The sequence below is a fragment of the Paenibacillus sp. PK4536 genome, assembly GCF_028594455.2.
Taxonomy (GTDB): domain Bacteria; phylum Bacillota; class Bacilli; order Paenibacillales; family Paenibacillaceae; genus Saccharibacillus; species Saccharibacillus nuruki.
Map to the genome: position 1 here is coordinate 4214030 of NZ_CP126313.1, position 24318 is coordinate 4238347.

The 24318-nt window shown below is 39.0% G+C and carries 25 protein-coding genes, 1 pseudogene and 1 other annotated feature; of the genes and pseudogenes, 11 read left to right on the top strand and 15 right to left on the bottom strand.

Annotated elements, in window-relative coordinates; all coding sequences use genetic code 11:
- Positions 1-132: 132 nt before the first annotated feature.
- Positions 133-516 (top strand): VOC family protein, encoded by a 384-nt coding sequence (locus PO903_RS18660; RefSeq protein WP_273594262.1) that lies wholly within the window; start codon positions 133-135, stop codon positions 514-516.
- A 329-nt stretch (positions 517-845) separates the two neighbouring features.
- Entirely contained in the window at positions 846-1274 is a 429-nt protein-coding gene (locus tag PO903_RS18665; RefSeq protein WP_069328735.1) for a hypothetical protein, read from the top strand.
- Positions 1275-1416: 142 nt separating this feature from the next.
- Here PO903_RS18665 and PO903_RS18670 read toward each other — a convergent pair whose 3' ends face one another.
- The gene (locus tag PO903_RS18670; protein ID WP_273594263.1) at positions 1417-2175 is read right to left on the bottom strand and encodes an SDR family oxidoreductase; all 759 of its coding nucleotides are present in this window, start codon (positions 2173-2175) and stop codon (positions 1417-1419) included.
- Positions 2176-2377: 202 nt separating this feature from the next.
- On the opposite strand from PO903_RS18670, the gene PO903_RS18675 reads away from it, so the two are divergent.
- The gene (locus PO903_RS18675) at positions 2378-2971 is read left to right on the top strand and encodes a TetR/AcrR family transcriptional regulator (RefSeq protein WP_273594264.1); all 594 of its coding nucleotides are present in this window, start codon (positions 2378-2380) and stop codon (positions 2969-2971) included.
- Positions 2972-2990: 19 nt separating this feature from the next.
- Here the strand turns inward: PO903_RS18675 and PO903_RS18680 are convergent, their stop codons facing one another.
- Complete coding sequence (locus PO903_RS18680) at positions 2991-3221, bottom strand: bacteriocin immunity protein (RefSeq protein WP_245703498.1); 231 nt, start codon at positions 3219-3221, stop codon at positions 2991-2993.
- A gap of 172 nt (positions 3222-3393) precedes the next feature.
- Positions 3394-3639 (top strand) — a binding site (T-box leader).
- Positions 3640-3746: 107 nt separating this feature from the next.
- Here PO903_RS18680 and PO903_RS18685 point away from each other — a divergent pair.
- Both PO903_RS18685 and PO903_RS18690 read left to right on the top strand, forming a co-directional pair.
- The gene (locus tag PO903_RS18685; protein WP_273594265.1) at positions 3747-4922 is read left to right on the top strand and encodes an aminotransferase class I/II-fold pyridoxal phosphate-dependent enzyme; all 1176 of its coding nucleotides are present in this window, start codon (positions 3747-3749) and stop codon (positions 4920-4922) included.
- Positions 4923-5310: 388 nt separating this feature from the next.
- Positions 5311-6420 carry a helix-turn-helix transcriptional regulator gene (locus PO903_RS18690; RefSeq protein ID WP_273594266.1) on the top strand — a complete coding sequence of 370 codons (1110 nt, stop codon included), beginning with the start codon at positions 5311-5313 and terminating at the stop codon, positions 6418-6420.
- Here PO903_RS18690 and PO903_RS18695 read toward each other — a convergent pair.
- Complete coding sequence (locus PO903_RS18695; protein ID WP_161594331.1) at positions 6407-6577, bottom strand: hypothetical protein; 171 nt, start codon at positions 6575-6577, stop codon at positions 6407-6409. The genes PO903_RS18690 and PO903_RS18695 overlap by 14 nt on opposite strands.
- Positions 6578-6788: 211 nt before the next feature.
- Between PO903_RS18695 and PO903_RS18700 the strand changes: the two genes are divergently transcribed.
- Positions 6789-7124 carry a hypothetical protein gene (locus tag PO903_RS18700; protein ID WP_273594267.1) on the top strand — a complete coding sequence of 112 codons (336 nt, stop codon included), beginning with the start codon at positions 6789-6791 and terminating at the stop codon, positions 7122-7124.
- An 11-nt stretch (positions 7125-7135) separates the two neighbouring features.
- Here PO903_RS18700 and PO903_RS18705 read toward each other — a convergent pair whose 3' ends face one another.
- The 6 genes from PO903_RS18705 to PO903_RS18730 form a co-directional block, all read right to left on the bottom strand.
- A complete protein-coding gene (locus PO903_RS18705) occupies positions 7136-8017 on the bottom strand; it encodes a carbohydrate ABC transporter permease (protein WP_137225762.1) in 882 nt (293 codons plus the stop codon).
- Positions 8018-8047: 30 nt separating this feature from the next.
- Positions 8048-8932, bottom strand: a complete 885-nt coding sequence (locus PO903_RS18710; RefSeq protein WP_137225760.1) for a carbohydrate ABC transporter permease — start codon at positions 8930-8932, stop codon at positions 8048-8050.
- A 177-nt stretch (positions 8933-9109) separates the two neighbouring features.
- A complete protein-coding gene (locus tag PO903_RS18715) occupies positions 9110-10432 on the bottom strand; it encodes an ABC transporter substrate-binding protein (protein ID WP_273594268.1) in 1323 nt (440 codons plus the stop codon).
- Between the two features lie 90 nt (positions 10433-10522).
- Complete coding sequence (locus tag PO903_RS18720) at positions 10523-12319, bottom strand: cache domain-containing sensor histidine kinase (protein ID WP_273594269.1); 1797 nt, start codon at positions 12317-12319, stop codon at positions 10523-10525.
- Positions 12312-13118: a response regulator transcription factor gene (locus tag PO903_RS18725; protein WP_273594270.1), complete on the bottom strand. Its 807-nt coding sequence runs from the start codon at positions 13116-13118 to the stop codon at positions 12312-12314. Before PO903_RS18725 ends, PO903_RS18720 begins: the two co-directional genes overlap by 8 nt.
- On the bottom strand, positions 13115-14194 hold the full coding sequence (locus PO903_RS18730; RefSeq protein WP_273594271.1) for a hypothetical protein: 1080 nt from the start codon (positions 14192-14194) through the stop codon (positions 13115-13117). The genes PO903_RS18725 and PO903_RS18730 overlap by 4 nt, the downstream gene beginning before the upstream one ends.
- Positions 14195-14324: 130 nt before the next feature.
- Here PO903_RS18730 and PO903_RS18735 point away from each other — a divergent pair, with 130 nt between their 5' ends.
- Positions 14325-15299: an aldo/keto reductase family protein gene (locus PO903_RS18735; RefSeq protein ID WP_273594272.1), complete on the top strand. Its 975-nt coding sequence runs from the start codon at positions 14325-14327 to the stop codon at positions 15297-15299.
- A gap of 75 nt (positions 15300-15374) precedes the next feature.
- A complete protein-coding gene (locus PO903_RS18740) occupies positions 15375-15929 on the top strand; it encodes an O-acetyl-ADP-ribose deacetylase (RefSeq protein ID WP_273594273.1) in 555 nt (184 codons plus the stop codon).
- 99 nt (positions 15930-16028) lie between these two features.
- Here the strand turns inward: PO903_RS18740 and PO903_RS18745 are convergent, their stop codons facing one another.
- The 5 genes from PO903_RS18745 to PO903_RS18765 all read right to left on the bottom strand — a co-directional run bounded on the left by PO903_RS18745 (position 16029) and on the right by PO903_RS18765 (position 19737).
- On the bottom strand, positions 16029-16784 hold the full coding sequence (locus tag PO903_RS18745; RefSeq protein WP_069328749.1) for a polysaccharide deacetylase family protein: 756 nt from the start codon (positions 16782-16784) through the stop codon (positions 16029-16031).
- Between the two features lie 260 nt (positions 16785-17044).
- A complete protein-coding gene (locus PO903_RS18750) occupies positions 17045-17719 on the bottom strand; it encodes a DNA alkylation repair protein (RefSeq protein WP_273594274.1) in 675 nt (224 codons plus the stop codon).
- On the bottom strand, positions 17716-18252 hold the full coding sequence (locus PO903_RS18755) for a methylated-DNA--[protein]-cysteine S-methyltransferase (RefSeq protein ID WP_273594275.1): 537 nt from the start codon (positions 18250-18252) through the stop codon (positions 17716-17718). The genes PO903_RS18750 and PO903_RS18755 overlap by 4 nt, the downstream gene beginning before the upstream one ends.
- The gene (locus PO903_RS18760) at positions 18239-18871 is read right to left on the bottom strand and encodes a bifunctional transcriptional activator/DNA repair enzyme AdaA (RefSeq protein ID WP_069328752.1); all 633 of its coding nucleotides are present in this window, start codon (positions 18869-18871) and stop codon (positions 18239-18241) included. The genes PO903_RS18755 and PO903_RS18760 overlap by 14 nt, the downstream gene beginning before the upstream one ends.
- A gap of 164 nt (positions 18872-19035) precedes the next feature.
- Positions 19036-19737: a YceI family protein gene (locus PO903_RS18765; protein WP_273594276.1), complete on the bottom strand. Its 702-nt coding sequence runs from the start codon at positions 19735-19737 to the stop codon at positions 19036-19038.
- Positions 19738-19963: 226 nt separating this feature from the next.
- Between PO903_RS18765 and PO903_RS18770 the strand changes: the two genes are divergently transcribed.
- The 3 genes from PO903_RS18770 to PO903_RS18780 all read left to right on the top strand — a co-directional run bounded on the left by PO903_RS18770 (position 19964) and on the right by PO903_RS18780 (position 23875).
- Entirely contained in the window at positions 19964-20647 is a 684-nt protein-coding gene (locus PO903_RS18770; protein WP_069328790.1) for a response regulator transcription factor, read from the top strand.
- Positions 20632-22032: a HAMP domain-containing sensor histidine kinase gene (locus PO903_RS18775; RefSeq protein WP_273594277.1), complete on the top strand. Its 1401-nt coding sequence runs from the start codon at positions 20632-20634 to the stop codon at positions 22030-22032. Before PO903_RS18770 ends, PO903_RS18775 begins: the two co-directional genes overlap by 16 nt.
- A gap of 238 nt (positions 22033-22270) precedes the next feature.
- Complete coding sequence (locus PO903_RS18780) at positions 22271-23875, top strand: right-handed parallel beta-helix repeat-containing protein (RefSeq protein WP_273594278.1); 1605 nt, start codon at positions 22271-22273, stop codon at positions 23873-23875.
- Positions 23876-23976: 101 nt separating this feature from the next.
- Here PO903_RS18780 and PO903_RS18785 read toward each other — a convergent pair.
- Positions 23977-24144, bottom strand: a pseudogene (locus PO903_RS18785) (excalibur calcium-binding domain-containing protein); the annotation flags it as partial.
- Between the last annotated feature and the right edge of the window lie 174 nt (positions 24145-24318).

Consider the following 24318-nt stretch of genomic DNA (forward strand, 5'->3'; position numbering starts at 1 on the left):
GCATGTACATCAACGTTCGATATTGACCGTTTTTTCCAATGCTTATTCCATCTAAGCAGGCATAATAGATATAGATTCTTTGATTGATAATGTCACCGAATGTAAATAACGATAAGAAAGTTGGATGAGTAGATGAAATTAGCTATGAAGTATATTATTTTGTATGTTCGCAATGTAGAAGAAACGATGCATTTTTACAGAGATGTTTTGCAATTGCCAGTCAAAATGCAAGTCGATACTTATGTTGAATTCGATACAGGCATGACTACTTTATCGTTTAACACTCGTGAATCGGTTCGACAAGATATTGGACTGGATGTTGCAGACGATTTGATGGCATCCAGTACATTTGAGATTGGTTTTGTCGTTGAGGACGTTGTTGCCACGATTGAACACTTACGCCAGCAACAGGTCGTTATTGCTAAAGAACCTGTCGTCAAACCATGGGGACAGACAGTTGCTTATATTACCGATCCTGATGGACATTTTATTGAAATATGTAGTGCTATAGAATAGTATTACAGTTGTTATCCGCATGCATTGATTGAATGGTTCTATTTATATTCAAGCTACAAGCAACTTGTCCAATGATGGATAAGTTGTTTTTTTATTAGAAAGTGATTGAAATTCCCATTATTGCTTTATATAGTACAGGAACTTAATTTAAGATATACAAGTCAATATTACTTATTAGAATTATGTCTTAATACCTACATATTCAGGATTATTTTTATTTTTCGACAAAATTTGTGATTATTATGATATGTCTATTGTTATATTGTATGCTATATAGTATTATGTACCTATATCTAAAAGACTAAAAAGAGATGTAAGGGGTGATCGTGTTGACTCTAATGGTGGATTATTGTTCAAAATGTGGTTCTATTTTCCAAAAAAATATGCGTAACTTATGTTCTTCTTGTAGTAATCAGTTAGATAATGCTCTGAAAAACTGTATGGATTACATGTGGAGATTTCCTAAAGCAACAACCGAAGCTTTAAGCGAAGCGACTAAAGTTCCACTAACAGAATTGCACGATCTGATTAAACAAGGTAAATTATCCAATGGTTACAAAAATTTGACGTATCCTTGCGAATGTTGCTTACAGCCTATCGCTCAAGGTCGCTTATGCTCAGGTTGCTCTACTTCGTTCAAAGATGCTTTCCAAGCTACACCAAAATCACAACCTCATGTGGTTCATGGTGCACCTAGCCTGAATAGCACGGGACAAAAAGTATTGTTTACTTCACAGACGCGTTCACCTCGTCGTTAATTTTATATACTTTTTTATATACTTGTAGTTTATTCATAACATAGATAAAAGCCTGAATTCTGATAAAAGAATTCAGGCTTTTTGTTATTTATTGTTCTAGATTATATTTACCATTTCAGCATATTATCGTCTTTAATTAGTCTTAGTAAGCTGTCCAACCTGCATCAGCCACGATCACTGTACCATTCACAAAGCTTGAATCATCAGAAGCTAGAAACAAGGCTACTTTTGCAATATCATGAGACTCGCCTGTTTTGGGATTCAGATTCATACCGATCATGGCACGTTCCATTCCAAATGCATTTGGTTCATTAATTGTACTGCTAATATTCGTAGCTACTCCACCTGGTGCAATCGCATTACAACGTATACCTAGTGGAGCATATTGGAATCCCACATTTTTGGTTAAGCCCACTACAGCATGTTTGGAAGCGGTATAAGCGGCTCCTGCTCTAGATCCATTTAATCCACCGGCAGAAGCAATATTAATAATCACACCACTACTTTTTTCTGTAAAAATCGGTAAAGCTTGACGAATCGTACGCATTGTTCCTGTCGTATTGATTGCAAAAACACGTTCCCACAAATCGTCTGTCACATCAGCTGCCGGTACAAAGTTATCCATAATGCCTGCATTATTTACGAGGATATCCAGTGTTCCATATTCTTCGACCGCTTTTTGAATTAATTGTTGTACTTCTTGCTCTTGTGTCACATTGGTAGCGATTGCAACAGCTTGTCCGCCACTGGCTTCTATTTCATCTACTGTGATCTGAGCCGCTTCTTTTTGAATATCAGATACGACTACTTTTGCTCCTTCTTGTGCAAATAATAAAGCAATCGCTTTGCCCATTCCTGAAGCCGCTCCTGTAATAACTGCCACTTTGTGTTCAAGTCTCATCTATACAACCTCCATAGCTTTTGTCTCTAATCTTCAACAGTTGTTGATTAACATACATCTGTTATATTATCTTAGAGCGAGACCCGTAGAGATACAATCAGCAAATCATTCGGCTTTTGTTGAAAAATAAACAAATATCCTCTATTTTGTTCATTATGTGCCGATTGGACTTGCTTATGTCTGTCATTAAAGGAGCCTATCTATGAGTGATCGTCGTATTCGTAAAAGCAAACAAGCTTTGACTGCTGCTCTGATTGAACTGTTACAGCAGAAAGAATTTCGCAGTATTTCGATCACAGATATTGTAGCTGTCGCTGATGTGAACCGAGGTACATTTTACAAACATTATACATACAAAGAAGACTTGCTTGATGAGCTTGTAGAGAGTGTGATAATCGATCTTCGAGACTCGTATGAAGAACCTTATCGACATGTCACTACGCTTATTATTCAAGAATTAGTTGCTTCAGCTGTCAAAATTTTTGATCATGTGTATAAACATCGTAGCTTCTATCAACTGATCTCTAATTCTAATGCATTACCCGGTTTTCAGCAGCGACTTTGTAACGAGTTACAGAATCTATCCTTACAAGATTACCGCAATGAAGAAGCCCGAAATGCCATGATTGAGCTAGGAATTAATCCAGAATTATACGCTAGTTATCAAGCGTATGCGATCTGGGGATTAATTGTCGCTTGGATTCAGAATGACTTTGAGCATAGTACGCACTATATGTCTGAGCAATTGCTAAAGATCCTGAATCAACAGTCTACTTTCCGCCCTACTCATGAATAAAATAGCTTTTTAAGATTGGTTACGATGATGGTGAAGGTGGTAATAGTATCGGCTGATACGCTAAAGCCTTATCTACAATTTCTGCGGCTGAGCAGTCTTTATCATTCCAGAAAATCAGGTTACTAATCTCCGGATGAGGGACATTTTGCTCAAGTGTAACAAGCCATTGATCGATCTCTTGCTCATTACCTCGATCCTGCATAATTCGCTCGACAAGATCAATACATTCGTTACGGGAAAGAGTCATCATCCACATCTCCTTATGTCTTTGAAGTATTACTCTCTACCATAACTTTCAAATTCAGGTATTGCAATTCTAAAAAAGAGGGATTATACTAAGCCTACGATTTTGATCGATCAATCGCTAATCGTTTTCTTTATGACTTATAATAATTTCACTTATAAATAATGATGAAGTATATACACATTCTATGACGAGAAAGAGTATGCTTTTAATCTGATCCACAGAGAGTTGGGTACGGTGCAAACCAACGTTCAGATGCTAGCTGAAGCCATCTCCGAGAAGCAGGCTGAAATAACCAACTAGGTGCTGCCGCATGTCCAGCGTTAACGGGAACACGTATTGATAGATACGTAGCAGAGTGTCACTTTGTGTACGCACAAAGTGGAACTAGGGTGGTAACACGGGTAAAAGACTCGTCCCTTTTTAGGGACGGGTCTTTTTTGTTTTCTTTTCCCTATTCCTCTACCGAATCTTACACATACGTGAACAGATGAGCATTCACTATTTAGAGACTTTTGAGGAGGAACAACCATGACAACTTCAACAATCAACCAATTTTTGACCCCTTCTATTCAACAGATGCAACCTTCAGGTATTCGCAAATTTTTCGATTATTCTTCAGAACGTACCGATATTATTTCGCTCGGCATCGGCGAACCTGACTTTCCGACCCCACGTTTAGTTCGTGAAGCTTGTGTACGTGCTTTGGAAGAAGGTAGAACGACGTATACTCATAATGCAGGCTTGCCTGAATTGCGTGAAAGTATCGCTGAATACCTGTATACGAATTTCCAAGTCCATTACAATCCTGCGCATGAATTGATGGTCACGATTGGTAGCAGTGAAGCACTGGATCTTGCACTACGTGTCTTGATCAACGAAGGTGATGAGATTCTAGTACCTGCACCTTGTTATGTATCGTATTCACCGATTACGAATCTAGGTGGTGGTGTCGCTGTCGAGGTGGAGACATTTGCTCATAATAATTTCAAATTGACTCCGGATTCCTTACTTGCAAGTCTGACACCACGTTCGAAAGTATTAATCTTAAGCTATCCGAGTAACCCGACAGGTGGAATCATGACATATGAAGATTGGTTGCCGATTGCTAAGATCGCCGAAGAACATAATCTAGTGGTGATTACAGATGAAGTATATGCAGAATTAACGTATGGGCAAAAGCATGTTAGTTTTGCAAGTCTACCGGGTATGAAAGAACGTACATTGTTATTAAGTGGATTTTCCAAAGCTTTTGCGATGACAGGATGGCGAATTGGATATGCTTGTGGCCCTGAAGAGTTGATTCAAGCGATGCTCAAAATTCATCAATATACGGTCATGTGTGCGCCGATACTGGGTCAGATTGCTGCGCTCGAATCGCTCAAACCTCATGGACTTGCTGCAAAAGATGAAATGATGGCTTCGTATAATGCACGCCGTATATCTTTTGTACAAGGATTACGTCAGATCGGGTTACAATGCCATGAACCGCTGGGTTCCTTTTTCGCTTTCCCTTCTATCGCTCATACCGGTTTAACATCAGAACAATTTGCTCAGCGATTGTTACAAGAAGTCGGCGTGCTCGCTGTTCCGGGTACAGCATTTGGTAAAGGTGGCGAAGGATTTATACGTTGCTCTTATGCTACGTCCTCTGTACAACTGGATGAAGCTTTAGAACGGATGCGCCAATTTTTACAGACCCTTTAATCAGAGCATGATAAACGCTATTGAAATGATCTCTAGAGAGATGAATAACATCATACCTCTTCATTCTTTAGAGATCATCTATAGTGATTGATTTACTTTATATGGCCTACTATTCATGGATACCCTAATTCGTTCTGTTCATGTTTCTTTTCTTCTATAGATAACGCCTTATACTTTGATTCTGGATTGTATTTAAGCTTCTAAGCGACAGATCACTTTCATTCAGTACTAGAGCGAAATTGGTCATAGCTATATAGCTTCTGGTATAATCGGTAACTATTATCAAGTATAAGCCTTATTCGAAGATAGCTATCCTATAACTACGGGATGTGTACAAAAGAGATGTATACCGAACTTTATTGAAATCCAGAAAAGGTAGGCGATATATATGAATACACAGACTTATATGCAAAAGCTTGAATTACTAGCGGAACGTTCTATTTCTTCTTACTCTTATATTCATTCATTATTAGAAGAATTAAAGCCCCTTCTTCCTTTTGCAGGTGCATGTTGTACGAATATTGATCCGTATCGTTTACTCTCTACAGGAGCTGTTGTAGCACATAATATGGAATCGATTCACCATCAATTACTAACATATGCGTATGGACAAGAAGGTATTCATAGCTATGATAATATGACTCCCTCGCATACATCTGTGATAACATTACATTGTGCGACAGAAGGTCAACCGGAACAGAGTTCAAGATATCAGGATATTTTACAGCCTGCTGGATTCGGTGATGAGCTACGTGCGGCATTATTGTATAAAGGTAGTTGTTGGGGATATTTAACGTTATTTCGCAAACAAGATCAATCGTTATTCAGTGAGCAAGAATGTCAGTGGATGGTGGAGATTGCTCCTATCATCGCAAAACATCTGCGCCAGTTCAGCCTCGCGATTCCTTTTGTCAATGAAGTCAAATTACGTTCACCCGAAATTCTGATGCTGTCTCAGCAATTGGAATTATTATCTTCTAATTCAGATACACATCACTGGTTAGACGTTTTACGCCAACATGAAGGAATAACAACGTCTGCGCTCCCACGCTCTATTCTAACGGTTGCCAGTATGGCATTAACAGATGATACAATATTCGATCAACGATTACATACAGATTGCTGTTCATCTTCTCTACCATGTTCTCCTATTCAAGTGTGTGTGCCTGTACGTGAACATGACTATATCGATATTACAGCTTATGCGCTGTATAGTCACACCTCAAGTATTCAGTTGATGATTGCCATTCAATCTGCTTCTCCACTTGATATCTTGCCGTGGATGATGGAGGATTATCATTTATCTGAACGTGAAAAGCAGATCGTCGATCAAGTGATCGAAGGATTGTCTACACGCAAGATTGCTGATATTCTGCATCTTTCTCCTTGTGCTGTGGAAGAACATCTTCAATCTATTTTTGCCAAAACAAAAACGACCAGTCGTAGAGAACTGATCGCTCGTTTATTATCCCAAACCGATTGTATTATTTCCAGATAGCTGTTATATGTTTTGTTTTTCTTCTCATGTATCGTTTGAGTGCACTCTCACTTTTGCGAGACGCTAGTGTTTGTTTTACACCTTGCATGAGTAGTTTATAGCGCCAGTCATCATCATGGCTAATTTTGTGTAATTCATCCAAAAATTCTTCACTCATTATAATCACTCCAGCTCCAAAATATGAACTCTATACTTATAATATACCCAATGTATATGAATTCTTTATGGAAACTAGCTTAAAATAAGATGAAAAATGTATGAAGAATGTAAGGCTGATGTGATGATGTGTGAGCATATGGTTCAATAAACCTTCTGATTATCCGATATATAGTACTGAAGGTATACGAATATAATCAGGAGGCACGACCATGGATACATACCCACCTTATCAAGATCCTTACCGAAAAGAAGGTCGCAATCGTTTTGGATTGGCTTTGACTTCTTTTATTTTGGGGATCATTAGCTTTTTCACTTCTTTTATGAGCTTTGCTATTATTGGAGAATTTGGACAAGAAGATAGTGGCTTTTGGAACATATTACTTGCTTTAAGTGCATTTGTAGCGATTGTCCTACTTATTCTTGTGCTCACATTTAGTCTTATTTCGATTCGTACTACACATGGTAGAGCATTTGCGATTACAGGGCTTGTATTAGGATCCGTACAGATCCTTTTTGTACTGCTACTGATTTTTGTAGTCAATTAAGTCGATAGATATTAACCTTTGATCGCACCTTCTGCCATTCCAGCTAAAACTTGCTTGTTAAACACAGCGAATAAGACCACTGTTGGAATGGTAGCGATCATAATCGCTGCGAACATCGGCGCATAATCGGTTGTATACTCCCCTGCAAAACGGGTCAGTCCCACAGGAAGTGTTAATTTATCAGGATCAGAAATAAAGACAAGCGCCAATAACAACTCGTTCCACACCCCGACAAAACTCAGTATCGTTACGGTCATCAGAGCAGGCTTCGAGATCGGTATAACAATCCGCCAAAAAATACTATATACCGTACAACCATCCATCACAGAAGCTTCCAACATTTCTTTCGGAATACCTGTAAAAAATCCGCACAGTACCAGTACAGCCGCTGGCAATCCAAATGAAATATAAATCAGAATCAGACCGAACTGTGAATCGACCAATCCAACTTTCGTAAAATACACAAACAGTGGAATCAATGTCGCATGAATCGGAACCATCATCCCCAGTAGAAAATAAACAAAAGTCGCTTTTGATAATTTCCAACGTAATTTGGTCAGAGCGTATGCTGACATAGCACTAAATACCAGTACAGCAACCAAAGTAGCTGAAGAAATCCAGACCGAGTTCAACAGATATCTGCCTGTATTCCCTGTTGTCCAAGCATTCCAATAATTACTCCACATCCAGTGTTGAGGTAATCCCCATGGATTGGTATAGATCTCTGGGGTCTGCTTCAGTGAATTTAGCAATAACCATAACAACGGATAGACATAGAAAATCGCTACAAAACACAATACAGCATAAATCATGATTTTACCTATAGGAAAAAAACGTCGTGTATCTACGTTAGTTTGCTGTTTGGTTGTCTCTACATAAGGCGAAGATTTCATCCTTCCTGTTCACCCCCATCACGATACGATTTAATATTCAATACTTGATTTGCGGAAAATCATATTGATCAATACGGTTGCCACCAGACACATCAACAGCAAGATAACAGATAGAGCGTCTCCGTACCCGTATTCGAATTGACGGAAAGATCTACCGTACAAGTAAGAGGCTAATACCTGTGTCTGATTGGCTGGACCTCCACCTGTCATGACAAATACGAGATCAAAGAACTTAAGTGAACCAATTGTTATCAGAATTGTAGTTACTTTCATAATTGGTTGTACCAGCGGAATCGTCATATGCCAGACCACTTTCCACCCTACAGCTCCATCTATACGTGCTGATTCAAAGATATGTGCTGGAATATTCTGAATCGCCGCAATATATAGAATCATCGTATACCCCAGATATTGCCAACCGACTACAAAAGATACTGCCCACATGGCTGTATCCGGTTGAGATAACCAATCATTAGCCAGTGAAGACATACCAAGCACTTCTAACAATTTATTAAGCATTCCGATTTCTGGATTATAGATAAAGCTCCACATCATCCCTACAGCCACACTAGAAATAACAGCCGGGAAAAAGAAAATATTTTTAAACCATTCTTTGCCTTTGATCGAGCCGGTAATCAGAATGGCTAGTAAAAAGCCCAATCCTTGCTGAATAACCAGACTCACAAATAGTAGAATCATCATATTTTTGATACTGGTAAAAAAGACAGAGTCTCTGGTAAACATACGAGTATAATTATCCATCCCGATAAACTTCATCGGGCTAATCACATCCCATTTAAAAAAGCTAAAGTAAATCGAAGCCACAATAGGGATAAATACAATCGCTGTATACAGCAATAACGCTGGCAACAAAAATAGAATAATCGCTGATTTGTTCCGTAGCATTCGTTCCATGATTTTCCGCCTTTCCAGAACTTCATTCTTTGCAACTTATAGATTCGCTTAGAACATGTATCTGTTGAGAAGATCAGTCAGGAATCACTAACCACTGTTGCTACCTATCAATACAGTAACTTCGTTGTTATCATGATTCCTGACCTCATCTTTATACAGTGCTTACTAAGGAATGATTTACTCTTTATTATCTTGCGTAAACTGCTCTAGACTTTGAAACGCTTCTTCAGGTGCTTGACCTGCTAAGATCGCTTGGATCGTTGTATTGTATTCGTCTCCGATCTTCGCGCCTAGTCCTACATCGTAGAAAATAAACATACCTTTCATATCTGACATTTCTTTTTGCAGTTCTTGAGCAACCGCAGGCACTTTATCTTTGTTGAGCTTAACGTTGACCGCTGGAATATCACCATTTTCTTCAGCTAACTTTGTCTGAATATCATTGCTTGTCCATGCTTTGATATATTCTAATGCTTGATCTTTATTCTCTGTATTGGCACGAATGACTAGATTGTAACTCGGTTGCCCTAGCCATGTATCTAGATCGCCTTTACCACCTTCAAAAGTAGGGAATTTGGCTACGCCTACTTTTCCTTTGACTTTAGAGTCAGCGGCTTCTACTGAACCTACTGCCCAGCTTCCCATTACAAACATAGCCGCTTCACCATTTTTGAACATATTGGTAATGGCTGTATTATCCAATCCTAAGAATCCCGAAGGGAATGCCCCCATATCTCGTAATTCATTCATCACATTTCCTGTCTGAATATAAGAAGGGTCCATCCAAGATCCTGTGCCATCCATCAATTTGTTAAATGGCTCGTCTCCACCAATTCGATTCGCTACCATTTCGCTAAATAGAGCGCTTGTCCATGATTCTTTCGCTCCAAAAGCAAATGGAGTTACGCCATTGTCTTTAAGTACTTTAATTACATTTTTGAGTTCTTCATAAGTAGTCGGTGGTGTTAGATTATATTTAGCAAAAATTTCTTTGTTATAAAAAAGCGGTACAGTTGCAAATGCAGTCGGGATCGCATACACTTTATCGTCAAAAGTCAGTAGATTAAACGCTCCAGAAGTAAAGCTTTTTTTCCACTCAGGATCTGCATTTAAAATCTCTGTCAAATCCATAATTCTACCGGAGTCAGCGTATGTTTTTAATTTACCAGCGGCATGACTTACAAATACATCTGGCCCTGCATTCGCAGCAAGTTCTGCATTTAATTTGGGATAATAACGATCTGTTCCCGGAATATGTTGTACTTTCATCGTCGTTGTAGCATCTTTGCGTGCATTGTAATCTTTAGCTAGTTGTTCCGACATCTTATACACAAAACTATCTGCATTCTGCCAATCATAGATCACCATTTCACCTTTAGCACCTGCCGAACCTGATCCTGTGGCTGATTCAGAGCTGTTGCCGCAACCTGTGAGTACACTACTCAATAAGAGAACACCTGTCAGCACACCTATACTTTTTTTCCAATACCCCTTTGCCATGACTCATTTCATCCTCTCATGCTTTCGGTATAGAATACGCTTTCATCATATAAGGTGTTTGGAATATCGACCATGTGGTATTTCTGACATTTAACTTGAAAATTCCGACCTCTTTTCCAAAAAGTGGTCTCTAGGAATATGCAATATAACGGTTGTTCCTTGATTGTCTAGACTTTCAATTTGTAGTCCATAATCTTCTCCATAATGCAGTTGGATTCGCTGATGCACATTGAGTAGCCCTATACCTGACAAGCTCGAATCTGAAGGATGATCTAGATAATGGCGTAATGTTTCCAGATGAGCAGTATTCATTCCCAGTCCATCATCGTGGATCGATAGGATTAAAGTATCTTCACTTTGATGTGCATGAATACAGATCATTCCATTTTCCATTTGCATTTCTAATCCGTGAACAATTGCATTCTCAATAATCGGTTGCAAAATAAATCTCGGCACAATCAATGATAAGACTGCCGGATCGATATCGTATTGCATATCGAACTTATCTACATACCGCACTTTTTGAATATAAATGTATTTTTTGACACTCTCTAATTCTTCACTTAGTGTAATAAATTCTTTCCCTTTGATCCCTTCACGCATCAGATCACCTAACGCTTTGGACAACTTGCCTACTTCAGGGACACCTTCGATCCGTGCCATCCAATTCATCGTTTCTAGCGTATTGAATAAAAAATGAGGATTGATCTGGAACATTAGAAATTTCAGTTGTGATTGTTGCCGTAGACGTTCTTCTTCATACACTTGATTGATCAAATAATGAATACGTGCAATCATTCGATTGAAATTTAGACTGAGAATACCAATCTCATCTCGCGAAGGATAATTAAAGCTAATCGACCAATTATCACGTTCCGTATTTTTCATAATAGACGATAACTGACGAATCGGTCTGGAAATACTGACAGATAAGGAATAGCCTAATATCAGGGTGATAAGTGCAACAACGATAAACAAAATTAACATCCATTGCTGCAACACAATCGATTGTTCTGAATAACGTGCAGTCGGAATAATACTAACGATTTTCCAATCGGTATTCTGAATACGTTGATACGATACAATCTGCTGTTTATCATCAATATGATCTGCAAAATCACCTGTATCTCCACTGGTGATAATCTTCTGTAGATATGCTTCAGTAGGTGTATGATGAATACTTGCTTTATTTCCACTGGAAATAATCTGTCCATGACTGTCAATAATAAATAGCTCACCTTGTTCATTAAGCTTGATCTGACTGTACACTTTGTACAAAGCTTCCTCATGATAAGTCAACAAAAAATAGCCTATCTTTTGCAGGCTATCTACGTCATAAATAGTACTTACTGCGGCTACGACCGATTGCTGTCCTGACGGATTGAACCAGGTTAGATCGCCACGGTTGCGCTGTAATACTTGCCAGTTCTGATCTCGCAAATCTAACTTTCTTGGATAGGTACTGGTCTGAAAAGAAGTACCATCGAGTGCATATAGACTGACACCTTCAACATCTTCTCGATCACTTATTAACCCGTACAGAATATTACGTATGCGCTTATCTGCTGAGACATGTTGAAGTGGCGACCATTGCTGTCGATTAACAGCTTTGAGCGATCCACGAATCTCTTGATTAGTAAAAATAGCATAATACAGACGTTCAATATCATGCATATGCAGTTCAATATTTTTACTGACTTCACTTAACATATCCATTGTATAAATATTTGTCTGCTCTTGAATCAGTGAACTCGATTTCTGGTACGTCCAGACACTAATGACCGCTAATGGAATCAGATTAAGGACGATAAAGGCGATAAATAATTTATTGCGAATATTGAGATCACGAGCCGCTTGAATCAGTCGATGTAACCACACTTCAAGCATGGGATTGATCTCCTTTTTTACGAAATTCATTCGGAGTTAGTCCATATCTTTTTTTGAACACTTGTCCAAAATAACGAGCATCTCGAATCCCTACCTGCTCTGCTATTTTATAAATTTCAAGATGAGGATTGGCAAGCAATTGAACAGCCTTTTGCATCCGAATTCTTGTAAGCGTATTCAAGAAATTGTCGCCTGTTTCTTTTTTGAATAATCGACTAAGATAATCGGCATTAAAGTGATTTTTGTCTGCAATATGTTCTATCGTAATATCTTTCATATACTGCTTTTCCATCGTCTGAAGCATTTGCTGAATAACAGGATGTATTGAGGGCGATTCTTGATGAGCTGTATGTTTACCTTGTAAAGTCAGTGCATATTCTTCGAGTTGATCCCGTAATTCTTCTTCAGTATGCTGGCGTTGACGTTCTTCTAGAATCGTTGCTTTGGCTTTGAGACAAGCCGCTATAATCTCATCTGGATCTGTCGGTTTTAAAACAAACCCTAATGCTCCTAATTGAATCGCTTTGAGTGCGTAATCCAACTGATGATAAGCTGTAATAAAGATGACTTTAGGTGCACATAGTTGCTGATTAAGACTATCCATTAACGCTAATCCATCCAGACCGGGCATCCGAATATCTGTAAGCAATAAATCTGGCTTTTGCGAAAGACTGAGTTGTCTGGCTTCAATTCCATTAGCAGCTATGCCGACCAATTGAAATCCATGATCGTGCCAGTTGAGCATTTCCAATCCCCGGCGAGTCATGACTTCATCGTCTGCGATCATTAGTGTAATCATGCTTTCTCCTCCTTAACTGTTTTGATCAAACAATGAAAAGGGACACTTGTAGCTTCACTCCACAAAGGCGAACGTTCGATATGATCGTTATAACTCCATACAAATTTGAAATGATGTCCATAATCCCAATCTACACTGGCTAAATTCTGTTGCCAAAATCGTATATCTGTATATTCAAAAGGCGCAGGAGTGGCATACTGAAGAGGTAATCGGTCGACAGGAGAATACAACCCAACTGCTTCCACTGTACTTCCATCCCAATCCCGACTGTACCGTAGAATTTTGACCATTTTCCATAAAGGATGTAATCCACGTTGAAATAATTCGGGTTGCCCTAGATCGTGTAATATATTCAGTGCATGAGCAAAAGTTAACGTATGCCCGATCAGATCATGATGCGCTTCTGCTAGATAGATCCGCTCTGTTGCTGCTAACTCCTGCAAAATAAAAGCAGATAATTCCGCAGGAGATGTTATAGCTGGAAAATGATCCTCTGTAGTGATTTCTAACTTTTTGACGTCCGATACTTTATATCCGATCCACGAACGTCCCGGAATCGTGCGATCAAAAGCAGTAATCAATTGCTGAATACGTTCTATATCTGCTCGACATTCCCATACGTTCTGTTCACGCATAGCGAGCAATGATACAGCGGCATAGATAACATTGTGACCTACCCAGTGCAGTTGATCGATATTAGCTTGTAATGCTTCTAGAATGAACATGGACGCATCTGCATATGAAATAAGTTCGTCTGGAGAAGAAAGCGTAGATTTCAATTCCTGTTCTGGATTGTGTGAAGATAGCGACGTAGTGGAATCCTGTATCGCTGCCTTTTCTTTGACCGATTGATCTTCACTTAGATACGTAGTAGATGTTAATTCATATTGGGTGGTCATCTGCTCCGCTTGGTTCAATAACGCGGTTGCTACTTCATCTGTGATCGTAGGCGATTGGGCTAAGAAGTAAGCGGCAATACTAGCTGTTCCATAATGAGCATCCCAGATATCTCCTGACTGTTGCTGACAATCGGCGATTATTTTTAATCCACTTGTCAAAAAAGATGAGCGTAACATCAATATCCTCCCTTTCTGAATCTCATGTAATGTTGACGAATCTATTTTTTTCGTTAATGATAAAAGAAGTGAGTTGTTAGCTTGGCTGACAATTCGATACTTAATCTACATACACAGAGGAGCGCTTATCATGAAATATCGTAATCTGGGTCAAACCGGTCTAAAAGTGAGCGAAATTAGTCTTGGAAGCTGGTTAACTTATGGTACGGCGGCAGAACAACAAGCAGCCGATGATTGTATACGTACTGCGTTTGATTTAGGGATTAACTTTTTCGATACCGCAAACGCTTACAACCGTGGTCAAGGGGAAAAAGCGATTGGATCTGCGCTTCGTTCGTATGAACGTTCAAGCTATGTACTAAGCACGAAAGTCTTTTTCCCGATGGGTGAAGGTCCCAATGATCGTGGATTATCACGTAAACATATTATGGAACAATGCGAAGCCAGCCTCAAGCGTCTGGGTACAGATTATATTGATATTTATTTCTGCCATCGCTTTGATCAAGAGACTCCTACTGAAGAAACATTACGTGCACTAGATGATCTTACATCACAAGGTAAAATTTTGTATAGTGCAGTGAGTGAATGGACAGCAGCTCAGATAAGTGATGCGGCTCATATAGCAGATCGTCTGCGCTTACGTCCACTTGCAGCCAATCAACCAATTTATAATTTATTTGAACGTTATATCGAACATGAAGTTCTTCCTGTTTCTCAGCAACATGGATTAGGACAAGTCGTCTTCTCCCCGCTTGCTCAAGGTATTCTGACAGGTAAATACAAGCCGGGTCAAGCTCCCGCAGCAGGCACACGAGCAGCAGACGATTCGGTAAACCATGTGATTAACAGTTACCTACGAGACGATGTATTAGAGGTGGTTGGTCAGTTGGATCAATTAGCGCAAGGACTGAACATCAAATTGTCTCAATTGGCTTTAGCTTGGGTTCTTCGTCAACCGGGTGTGAGTTCAGCTATTATCGGAGCATCCAAACCCCATCAGATTCAAGAAAATGTAGAAGCGGTAAATATTACTTTGAGCGAAGATACATTATCACAAATCGATCAGATCATGGAAAATGTTCATGATTTCTCACCGATGCGTTAACATGATAAATGAGTCTGTGAGTACATCTGAATATTAGAAATTGCTCTGGTCCATCATTGGTAGGAGGATAAGAAGATGAATGATATTCAGATGGGACAGACACATATTGTATTGCTTCAAGGAGATATTACTGTGCAACACGTTGATGCAATTGTAAACGCGGCTAACTCTAGTCTGTTAGGAGGTGGCGGAGTTGATGGTGCTATTCATCGTGCAGGTGGTTCTGCAATTCTTGAAGAATGTCAACAGATTCGTAATCGTCAAGGAGGATGTCCTACAGGTGAAGCAGTCATTACAACAGCTGGACGCTTACCAGCCAAGCATGTGATCCATACGGTAGGTCCTGTCTGGAATGGTGGTTCTAATCATGAGCAACAATTACTGGCTCAATGCTATAGCCATTCTCTTCAACTAGCAGATGAACATCAACTGACTTCGATTGCTTTTCCCAATATCAGTACAGGAATTTACCATTTCCCTAAAAAAGAAGCAGCTACGATCGCTTTAAATACGGTAAAAGAGTATATCGAGCAACATCCTACAACTTCCTTAAAGCAGATTATGTTTGTATGTTATGATGCCGATAATTTATCATTGTATCAACAACAACTGCAAGCGATGAATGTCTAGCACGCTATTCTTTTAGCAAAATAAAAACCCCCTGCTCTTTACATCACAGTTATTCTCTGTGAGAAAAAGGCAGGAGGTTTTATTTATTTACAGATATGATTAACGTTCGTCATTCCAGAAATTCACAGGATGATTTTGTTTGTTCAGTACTTTAAACGTATATCCATCTTTTTTGAGTGTTTCTAATACCAATGGCAATACTTTCAGTGTCGCTGGCTGATCATGCATTAGTACGACTGGAGCGGTACCACGTTTCTCAACAGAGTTAACTTGACTCATAATATTTTTGTAGACACGTTGATGGTCTTTTTTGTATTTCCAATCCAGTGAATCGACGTTCCAATCCCATAAATGGAATCCACCTTGATTCAACATCACATCACGATACCCTTGCTTCATATAAGGTTTACTGCCGTAAGGTGTACGTACAAGACTGGTACGAACGCCTGCCACTTGGAATAGACTTTCGTTAGCATCACGCATTTCTTTGTAAGCGCTGAATGGTGAACTATAGAATTTTTTAACCACATGCGTTACACCGTGTAATCCAAGTCCATTGCCTTCTTTAACAATTCGTTTCGTTGCTGTCTGATATTGTTCCATATGCGGTCCTAACATAAAGAAGGTTGCTTTCGCATCATATTTACCTAAGATATCCAACAGTTGCATAGTATGTGCTGTTGGCCCATCATCGAATGTTAAATAAATAACTTTTTCTGCTTTTTCTGAACGTGTGGTAGTTGCACTTTTTGTAGCTGTTTTACTTGCACTAGCAACTGCTGTTTGTGTAGCCCATTGAGGAATTAACAATCCAATTAAAATCGTAACCAGTATCCATTTTTGATAGCGTAACATAATAATCTTCTCTCTCCCTTGTCCTATGTAATTTCGACATCTCTCGTCATTATTATATCTAATGTGCAGAGTCCATTTCATCCTTCAATAGCTACTTTCATATCACATTTTTGTTACGATTGAGAAAAACAAAAAACAATTTCGTAAATTAATTGTTATGATCATGCACAAAAAGGCTACATTTTGACGTGTAGCCCTTCTGTTCTATCCTATATATCGTACTTGATATTCAATCTGTATGTCACCAATCTATAATATGATTATTTGCGTCTCATACTTCGTATATGATGTTTGGTCTCTGGGTCGATCCGGTAAGATTCTGTGATTTTCTGCAATGCTTTGTTGTACGTAAAGCGATCCAATTGATTATGTTGCAAATAGTGCATCGTTGGTTCAGGTAAATGAATATAACAAATCGAAATTGCCCATGCGACAGCCATTTTCACATAATATCCTTCATGTTGAACACGATCCAAATGACGCAGCACATCTTGAATATAATATTCGTCTACATAATAAGTAAGTAACATTACAACTGCAAATCTCACCTCATATTCGTGCTCTGAAGAAAGATAAGGCAAAATAAATTCCCATACTGGCTGTTGATGGGTTGAAGTGAATTTTAGTCCACCGCAGAAGCGATCACAGACAGACCAATTATCAATTTTCGGTACAAAATCAGTCATGTATTGCAATCGTTCTTCAATATCCATCTGTGCATACCCGATAACCATCCCTTGTAACATCACTTCTTCAAAATATTCATGATCGGCTTGTTGTAAATATATACGCCAATCGTCTTTAACGATCTGCTTGGCCATAATACGAAGTGCAGGTATGCGCACTCCTAATATATTGGTGATCGTAGGCAACAAGCTGGCTGAAAATTGTTGATAATCTGAATCGACTTTTGCTAAAATCTGCTCTCGGATCATAGAACCTCCTTACGTTTTTCCAAATCTAATAACGTTGTCTTCATATTCAATCCACCACGATAGCCTGTTAACGCTCCACTTTTGCCAATCACTCGGTGACAAGGAATTGTAATTAAGAACGGATTCGCACCAATCGCTGCTCCTACTGCACGAACGGCCGCAGGACGCCCAATATGTTGTGCAATATCTGAATACGACCATGTTGCTCCATAAGGAATCTGTAACAACGCTTGCCAGACCTGTATTTGAAAAGAAGTCCCTTGAAAGTCATGTCTGATCGTAAACTGTTGTCGTTCTCCACTTAAATATTGAATCATTTCTTCAATATAAGGTTGTAATTGATGTTCATCATGTATGATCGTGCTCCCTGGTCGTCTGGCGTGAAGCCACACTTCCATTTCGTCATAAGGTTGACCTTGTGAGCCGATATAACAAAGTCCCTCTGGTGTTGCTGCAAGATAGAATTTCCATTGATCATGTTCGATATATGCCCAGTAGATGATAGGCTTGGTGGCTGTATTATGATTGTTCACTGCTGATTCCCTCCTTAATGCTATCTTTCTGTTGATGTATCATTTGGTGTTGTTTACGATATTGCGCAGGTGTAATGCCCATTTTCTTTTTGAATAAAGTAACAAAATAAGACGTATTCGGTATGCCTATATTCAGTCCTATAGCCGTAATACTGTGATGAGACTCTTTTAATTCTTGGCAAGCTTGATGGATACGATGCTGCTGAATATAATCGACAGGCGTGATATGCATGATTTTTTTGAATGTGCGGTGTAAATGATAAGGACTTCCATGACATATTTCAGCTAACTGATGTAGTGTTAACGGTTCTGTATAATGATGATCTATATATTCAGTCATTACTGATACCCACTCGCTATCTGGCAATCGCTCTCCTGTTGGTTTGCACCGTTTGCAAGGACGATATTTGGCTGTTATCGCTTGCTGAGCATCTGCAAAAATCGTTACATTTTGGGGCTTGGGTTCTTTGGATTTGCAAGAAGGACGACAAAATATACCTGTTGTACGTACCGCATAAAAAAACTGCCCATCATAAGAAGCATCATTATTAATAATCGCTTGCCACTGCTCGATAGAAATCTGAGATTCATGATTGAACTGCGTTTGGATATCCGTCATCGGGTTCACCTCTATCTGTAGTATATCTTTTTCAATCCCCCTTTGTACGCTGTTTTGAATGTAAAAGCAAGATTACAACATTTTCAAACAAGCTTGAATCTCAAATTAGACAGCAAAAAAGCATCCCGATCATAATGACCGAAATGCTTTTTCAAGATAGCTTCTTATTTATCTAATGTTAATTCCAATTGAACACCGATATCATTTTGTGTGCTTAATACAACAGAGTGAGGATTTTTCATACCGAAATCTTCAAATGTGACAGTCGTTGTACCGGATAGTAGAATTTGTCCACCTTTGTATACTGCTTTACCTGCAACAGTTACATCTTTAGCAATACCTTTAACCGTCAATGTGCCTTTCATGGTGAAATCATTTGTTGCGCCTTCTGTCCATGTTGTTGGCAAGCCTTCAAAAGAAGTTGCTTTGAATGTAGCTTGTGGGAACTTAGCAACATCGAAGAAATCGGCTCCTTTCACATGTTCATCACGTTGCGCTGTTCCTGAATCAATCGCGCTCATATCAATTTGTCCTTCAGCTACCATTTTGGTAGGATCATCTACATTGATATTCCAGTTACCTGTTACTTTGTTATCTACAAAGTTAACGGTCTCTTGTGAAGTGGTAACGGAGAAGTACACTTTAGAAGCATCGGTATTGATTTTCCAATCGCCATTCAGTTGTTCGCCTGTTGCACTTGCACCTGATGCGGTTGCACTGGATTCAGTAGACGTTGCTGCTGGTATGACTTGCTCGATTGCTACTTTGTTCCCCATATAACTCTTCATAAATTGATATCCACCAATAGCTACAACCACAATAACGATAGCTGCAATAATGATGATATTTCTTGTTTTTTTATTCATCGATTTAATCTCCTTTTGTAAACTGTTCTTGTACCCCTATCATAAACGGCGAATGTGTCGAGAAGATGTCCAAATCGATGCGGAAGGTTAAAATAATAAAATATTATAAAATGGCTTGATCATTGAAGATCGGTATGTACAATAAGTAGACAACGCATTATGCTCTCATTAAACGATAGTGCAAGCTAAACGTAGATATTATGTAGATATAAGGAGCCTTTGAAATATGAACTTAATACTGATTGTAGAAGATGAAGAAGGTATTGCACGAGTACTTTCGGCTTATTTGAAAAAAGCAGGCTTCGAAACATTACGTGCAACGGATGGTCATCAAGCGTTAGAACTATTCAATTCTTCTGCTCCTGCATTGGTTATCCTCGATATTATGTTACCCGGCATGGATGGCTGGGATTTACTCAAAATTATTCGAAGTAAAAGTGCTTGTCCGGTTATTATGCTAACTGCACGCGATGATATTCAAGATCGACTCACTGGACTGGACGGTGGAGCCGATGATTATATGACCAAGCCTTTTATGCCTGAAGAAGTGGTCGCACGGGTCAATGCGGTACTACGTCGTCGTCCACACTGGAACGATGGGGGCAGTAAACGGAACTTTGGTAATCTAGTGATTGATATGGCTGCCAAACGTGTCTATCTAAATGGTGCTGAAGTGGCACTCAGTCCACGAGATCTATCATTATTACTCTTTTTATCAGAACATCCAAATCGTACATTTACCCGTGATCACTTGATAGAGCAAGTCTGGGGAATGGATTACGATGGAAGTGATCGAGCGGTCGATCTATCGGTCAAAAGATTGCGCCAGTCACTCTCTCACTGGTCATCACAGACGGGAGAACTTCGAACATTGCGCGGAATGGGGTATCAATTTTGGCTAAGCGAGTAAAAAAATCAAAACAAACTTCGATCTTATCGTATTGGACGATTCGTTATTTTCTAATACTGTGTGTTGGATTCTTAATTATTGCAGCTGCGGCGGTCTATTGGGTACGCGATACAGCCATGGATAACCGTTTGAAAACAGCGGGTTTACTCGGACAGGAAGTTGCTGATCGAGTCACTTCGGATAATGGGACTATCGTTATTCCTCAGAGGCTGGATGGTATTATTCAAAATCGACTAAAGTTTTTTAATTTAGATGAATATATGTGTATTATGATCGCTAATGAAAAAGGGCAATTCTTATTCTCTATGCCTAATCTTCCGCAAGATAAATTAAGTAAAAAGTTAACTCCTGATCTTGCCGAACCGACAGATAAACGGTATATGGCGGTAAACACACCTATTTTCAATGAACAAGGAGTTAAGATTGGACAAGTGACTCTTCTTCAATCCAAAAAGTCGTTAACGTATAGCCCAAATGAAATTATATTAGTAGTGGTTCTGTTAAGTACGCTTATTATCTCAGGGTGGCTTACTATCTACTGGCTGTCGCGCAAACTATCCAGACCGATTCAATTAGTAGCCGATGCCGCCAAGCAAATTCGTGCAGGTAACTACGATGTTAACTTGGATATTGATACACGGGAACAAGAAATCACCGAACTTGTGCAATCTTTTGAAGAAATGGCTCAACGGTTGAAGCAATTGGAAGAATGGCGTGCTTTATCGTTAGCTGGAGTTACCCATGAACTGAAAACACCTGTTACATCAATTAAAGGTCTGGTCATGGCGGTACGTGAAGAAGTCGTTACCCAAGATGAAGCCAAAGAATTTCTTGATATTGCACTGAAAGAATCAGATCGTATGGAACGTATGATTGCGGATCTGCTGGATTATAATGCTTTTACTTCGGGTAGTGTAGAGATCCAAAGTGATCGCTTGCATTTACAGTTGTTGATCTCTGAGATTGCCTACCAGTGGAAAATAACGCATGAAGCCTATCCTGTAGATATGATTCTTGATCTGCCTGAAGAACCACTATATACGATGGGCGATTCGCTACGGATTCAACAAATCTTTGTCAATTTATTAAATAATGGATTACAAGCTGTTGATAAAAGTATACCGATTCAATTTCGGATTCGGATGTATGCAGAACAACAATATGTTCATGTTGAAGTAACAGATAACGGAACAGGCGTAGCACCTGAAGATCAATCTCATATTTTCGAACGCTTTTATCGTGGAGATTGTAAAAAGCGTAGTGTACGTGGATTAGGACTCGGATTAACGTATAGTCAATTGCTTGCTCGTGCTCAAGGTGGCGAATTGCGATTGCGTCAAAGTTCTTCTGCGGGTAGTACGTTTGCTTTACAGTTGCCTCGATAATCCCATGCTGATTCTGTTCGATAAATCTGCTAAATCAATATATGACTCCAAAGGTGAATCTTTAGATTCGCCTTTTTGGATTGCTATAAAACTTAAATGATATGGATACAACTACGGAATAGGATATATTCACTTAACTTATTAAGTAAGTTTACCTTTTTAGAGAGTTGGTTAATTTATTATATGATCCTAAATTATGGGATTATACTATGAATTAACATTATTAGGGGGCTGTGTCATGAAAAAGAGGCAGATAGGTATAAGTATATTATCGGTAATGTTATTGGGATGGAACCAGATTCCTGCTCAGGTAGATGCTGCTTCTACGTCTTATCAAGCATCTAGCGACTTTGCTACCACACAAGGACAACATAATTGGTATTATCAACAAGGGTCTGGCAATACATACTCTAATCTCACTTACAATACGGGTGCGAGTCGTTGGAATTTGAATCAAAGTTATCCATGGGTTTCTGCTAATGCTCAGCATCCCGGCAATACTGCTGATGCTGTTCGTACATGGATATCTCCAGGTACAGGCACGATCACGATCTCTGGAAGTATCACTAAAGGCTCCGCAGATGGCGATGGTATCCAAGCTACGATCAAAAAAGATAATACTACTTTGTGGACGCAAAAAATTACAACGACTGCTGACCAAAACCCTACCGGAGTTACTCAAATTCCAGTGGTCAAAGGCACACAAATTCATTTTGTAATCAATAAAGTACAGTCGATCAGCTTCGATCATACCCTATGGAATCCAACGATTACGTATACCACTCCAGACAATCCGTATCTATCGATAGTCGATTTTGGAGCTATCCCCAATGACGGCAAAGATGATTACGCTGCGATTACCAAAACAATTACAGAAGCTAAAAAACAAGGAAAAGAAGTCTATGTACCGACAGGCAATTTTACACTAAGTCAAATTCTTAAAGTAGATAGTGTAGCCATTCATGGAGAATCTCAAGATAGCTCTATCCTGACTTCTACTGATCCTAACAATGGCTCGATTGATCTGTCTGGAACCAGCCCTGCTCTTCGCCAATTGACCCATACGTATCAGACGACCGTTGAACGTGGCAATGGTGCGAATGAGAAAAACAGTATTACTGTACATGGCGCAACTAACTTTACGATTGATCATGTGACTGTAGACAAATCGAGTGCTGCTGGAATGTTAATAAGAGGTCAAGCTAATCAAGGAACGATTACAAATAACATTGTACAAGACACAGGAGCAGATGGTATTCATACAACTGATGGGAGTTATAATATTACGATTGCAAATAATAAGGTCAATCGTACTCTGGACGATATGATTGCTGTTGTTAGCTACGGTGATGATAAAGATAGCTCAGGCAAATTACTGCCTACTCATGACGTAAAAATTCTTAACAATCAAGTTAATGGTAGTACAGAAGCACGTGGTATTTCTGTTGTAGGCGGTCATGATGTATTGATTGAAGGGAACTCTATTCAAAATACTTACATGGCTGGAATTTTAGTGGCTACAGAAGCGGGCGATTATAATACTCAAGATGTCAATCAAGTTACTGTTAATAACAACACACTAAATTCTACTGCTACTAATCTAGGCGGTGGTCATCCAAGCCTTTTGGTAACTACAGGACCGGGAAAAATCGATAATGTAACATTTAATGATAATACAATTAGTGAAGCAGGTAAGTATGTTTTCGGTACATTAGGTAGCGGAACGATGGGTACAATTAATTTTAATCGCAATAATATTATTGGAACAGGAAAAAGTGGACTATATATTTTTAAAAATGGGAACGTATTCGTAGATGGAGAAAAAAAGGTACTTACTAAATAATTAAAGACTGCATTACATTCACCATTAAATAAAAAGGAACCTTTGCTCCCTAAGAGGAGGACAAAGGTTCTTTTTTTATTTTAATATAAAAAAGCTATAGACTATTCGCAAGCTACGCCGTCTTTATCACGATCTAATTTTAAACGGTATCCTGGCTCTCCTTTATACAAAGGCGCTTTACCTGCTTTGCGAACAGCGCTACAGTTTTTGTAAAAGACTGTTTTGGATTTGGTATTCACATAACTTCCAGCTTGACTGGATTGTGCTTGAACCGTTGGTGCAACAGCTACTGTTAATCCTGCTAATAATGATAATGCGATTAATCCTGAACATGCTTTGTTCATTTTTTTCATGAGTATACCCCTTTACATTATAAGTGTTATTATACTTTTTTGGTACTATATGGATTATATCGGAGAGTTAGTTAAATTGTTTAGTTTAAT

Bases quoted from the DNA above. Each gene is read 5' to 3' on its own strand.
- PO903_RS18725 (WP_273594270.1), bottom strand. From the start codon at position 13,118: ATGATTACACTAATGATCGCAGACGATGAAGTCATGACTCGCCGGGGA.
- PO903_RS18700 (WP_273594267.1), top strand. From the start codon at position 6,789: ATGGATACATACCCACCTTATCAAGATCCTTACCGAAAAGAAGGTCGC.
- PO903_RS18690 (WP_273594266.1), top strand. From the start codon at position 5,311: ATGAATACACAGACTTATATGCAAAAGCTTGAATTACTAGCGGAACGT.
- PO903_RS18695 (WP_161594331.1), bottom strand. From the start codon at position 6,577: ATGAGTGAAGAATTTTTGGATGAATTACACAAAATTAGCCATGATGAT.
- PO903_RS18705 (WP_137225762.1), bottom strand. From the start codon at position 8,017: ATGAAATCTTCGCCTTATGTAGAGACAACCAAACAGCAAACTAACGTA.
- PO903_RS18680 (WP_245703498.1), bottom strand. From the start codon at position 3,221: ATGATGACTCTTTCCCGTAACGAATGTATTGATCTTGTCGAGCGAATT.
- PO903_RS18710 (WP_137225760.1), bottom strand. From the start codon at position 8,932: ATGGAACGAATGCTACGGAACAAATCAGCGATTATTCTATTTTTGTTG.
- PO903_RS18715 (WP_273594268.1), bottom strand. From the start codon at position 10,432: ATGGCAAAGGGGTATTGGAAAAAAAGTATAGGTGTGCTGACAGGTGTT.
- PO903_RS18750 (WP_273594274.1), bottom strand. From the start codon at position 17,719: ATGATCCGAGAGCAGATTTTAGCAAAAGTCGATTCAGATTATCAACAA.
- PO903_RS18745 (WP_069328749.1), bottom strand. From the start codon at position 16,784: ATGTTACGCTATCAAAAATGGATACTGGTTACGATTTTAATTGGATTG.
- PO903_RS18780 (WP_273594278.1), top strand. From the start codon at position 22,271: ATGAAAAAGAGGCAGATAGGTATAAGTATATTATCGGTAATGTTATTG.
- PO903_RS18660 (WP_273594262.1), top strand. From the start codon at position 133: ATGAAATTAGCTATGAAGTATATTATTTTGTATGTTCGCAATGTAGAA.
- PO903_RS18675 (WP_273594264.1), top strand. From the start codon at position 2,378: ATGAGTGATCGTCGTATTCGTAAAAGCAAACAAGCTTTGACTGCTGCT.
- PO903_RS18685 (WP_273594265.1), top strand. From the start codon at position 3,747: ATGACAACTTCAACAATCAACCAATTTTTGACCCCTTCTATTCAACAG.
- PO903_RS18740 (WP_273594273.1), top strand. From the start codon at position 15,375: ATGAATGATATTCAGATGGGACAGACACATATTGTATTGCTTCAAGGA.
- PO903_RS18770 (WP_069328790.1), top strand. From the start codon at position 19,964: ATGAACTTAATACTGATTGTAGAAGATGAAGAAGGTATTGCACGAGTA.
- PO903_RS18730 (WP_273594271.1), bottom strand. From the start codon at position 14,194: ATGTTACGCTCATCTTTTTTGACAAGTGGATTAAAAATAATCGCCGAT.
- PO903_RS18760 (WP_069328752.1), bottom strand. From the start codon at position 18,871: ATGACGGATATCCAAACGCAGTTCAATCATGAATCTCAGATTTCTATC.
- PO903_RS18720 (WP_273594269.1), bottom strand. From the start codon at position 12,319: ATGCTTGAAGTGTGGTTACATCGACTGATTCAAGCGGCTCGTGATCTC.
- PO903_RS18735 (WP_273594272.1), top strand. From the start codon at position 14,325: ATGAAATATCGTAATCTGGGTCAAACCGGTCTAAAAGTGAGCGAAATT.
- PO903_RS18670 (WP_273594263.1), bottom strand. From the start codon at position 2,175: ATGAGACTTGAACACAAAGTGGCAGTTATTACAGGAGCGGCTTCAGGA.
- PO903_RS18765 (WP_273594276.1), bottom strand. From the start codon at position 19,737: ATGAATAAAAAAACAAGAAATATCATCATTATTGCAGCTATCGTTATT.